Source organism: Pirellulales bacterium (assembly GCA_035939775.1).
Taxonomy (GTDB): domain Bacteria; phylum Planctomycetota; class Planctomycetia; order Pirellulales; family DATAWG01; genus DASZFO01.
The window spans coordinates 1-1,769 of sequence record DASZFO010000300.1 but is presented as its reverse complement, the minus strand read 5'-3'; the positions used below and the strand labels follow the sequence as shown (position 1 = coordinate 1,769).

Here is a 1,769-nt window from a genome sequence, read left to right as displayed (position 1 = left end):
AGGCAACGTGATCGGAAAACGACGCCGCCAACGGCACGACCATCCCGCCCTGGCTATGGCCCCACAGGCCAATTTGATCCGGGCGAATGTCGGCGCGGCCGCGAAGATAGGCGATCGCGGCGAGGGCTTCCTCGGCACGGTCGCGAAAGGTTTGCAGGTTGAAATCACCCTTCGATTCGCCGACGCCGGGTTTGTCCCAGGCGAGCCAGGCGTAGCCGTGTTGCGCGAAGTGCCGGCCCAGAGCGGGACCCGCGCCGCCGTAGTTGCGATCCCTTGGGCCGGAGCCGAGGACCATGGCAATTGCGGGATGCGGGCCGGGAGTTGGGGGCAGGTAAAGGGCGCCGGCCAAGAGATTGTCGCCGGCACGAAAAGACACTTCTTCAAGGCGGTAAGCCTCGTCGGCTGCATTGCTTGCCGCCGCGGGCTCCTCCGTCGTAACGATTTCCGCCGGGCGAGGTTTGCACCCCGTGACGGGGGTCGTTAAGAAGCACACAACTAACACGATTGGGACGGTTGGCCGAACACGCATAGTGTGCCTCCTGATAAAGACGCGACGGAGGACTCCGGTGTTATGAGGTTATTCGCCAGACGTCGTCAGGGATTTGTTGCGCGGGCACCGGTCGCCGCTTGACGATCAGTCTTGGCAGGTGGCCAAGTTGGTTTTCCCTTTTTGTTGGAGGCAATCGGCGAGCCCGCGGATCTCGTTGTACATTACCAGCCGATCTAACCAAGTCTTGGGCACTCCCGACTCGCCGAAGTGAGCCCCGGCGATCTGACCACAAACTGCCGCGGTCGTATCCGCGTCGTCGCCGAGATTCGCTGCTCGCAAAACGGCTTCCCGGAAGTCGTCGGCGTGCCAGAAACACCAAAGCGCCGCCTCCAGGCTGTGGACGACATAGCCGGAGCCTTTGATTTCGCTTTCGGATTTTGTTCGGTAAGCGCCCCGAGAAATAGCCAGAATCTTGTCACAGCAGAGACCGGTAACGCCGTGATGGAGGAGCGCTTCCTCCTTGTTCGCTCCCGCAAGTGTGCGGCTAAGAATTCCGCCCAAGAGTCGGCACGCCTCGACGCATTCGGGCGCGCCGTGGGTGGTGCGCGAACTCTCGCCGGACATCTCAACGGCTTGCTCGTGGTTTGGATGGAAGAACATCGGCACGGGCGCGAGCCGCATGATGCAGCCGTTGCCGGCGGAGCGCGGATCGGCGGAGCCGCTTAACGGTTCGCCCGTTTGCCGGAAGCGTTCGAGGGCGTCGTAGACAGTGTTACCCACGTCGAAGCAGCGACCATTGCTGCTTAAGTAGCCTTCGTCCACCCACTTCCAGTAGCGATTCAATTGATCCACGGGGTCGAAACGGCCCAGCTCGGTCAGGCTCGTGGCGAGGCACAGAGCCATCGAGGTGTCATCGGTCCACTCGCCTGGCTCCAGACCGAACACGCCGCCACCAACAAGATCGGTAACGGGCGTGAACTTTCCGCGCGCGCAGAATTCTACCGTGGTGCCCACGGCATCGCCGCAGGCGAGGCCGAGAAGGCAGCCACGGAAGCGGTCTTGTAGGTCCATGGAAGTGCTCGTACCTTCGGGACGGAGTTGGCCAACCCGAATTCATGGCGATTCAGCGGCGACGATTCCCACAGTTGCTTCCGCCCATTCCCGCGCTTCGGCCTCGCGCGCATCGTCCTGGGCGATCTGCTGATAGGCCGCATCCAATTCGTGGTCGATCACTTCGGGACACGCGAGTGATTTGATAGATTTGCGAATCCGAAGTCGT

At 62.0% G+C, this 1,769-nt stretch carries 2 protein-coding genes; both read right to left on the bottom strand.

The annotated features are described in order from the left end of the window. Positions 1-376: alpha/beta fold hydrolase (locus tag VGY55_18765; protein HEV2972023.1), on the bottom strand; the 376-nt coding region annotated here is incomplete at its 3' end. Positions 377-634: 258 nt separating this feature from the next. Beyond that, on the bottom strand, positions 635-1,561 hold the full coding sequence (locus VGY55_18760; GenBank protein HEV2972022.1) for an ADP-ribosylglycohydrolase family protein: 927 nt from the start codon (positions 1,559-1,561) through the stop codon (positions 635-637). Positions 1,562-1,769: the final 208 nt, after the last annotated feature.

Coding starts and splice junctions, on each gene's coding strand:
- VGY55_18760 (HEV2972022.1), bottom strand. CDS start 1,561: ATGGACCTACAAGACCGCTTCCGTGGCTGCCTTCTCGGCCTCGCCTGC.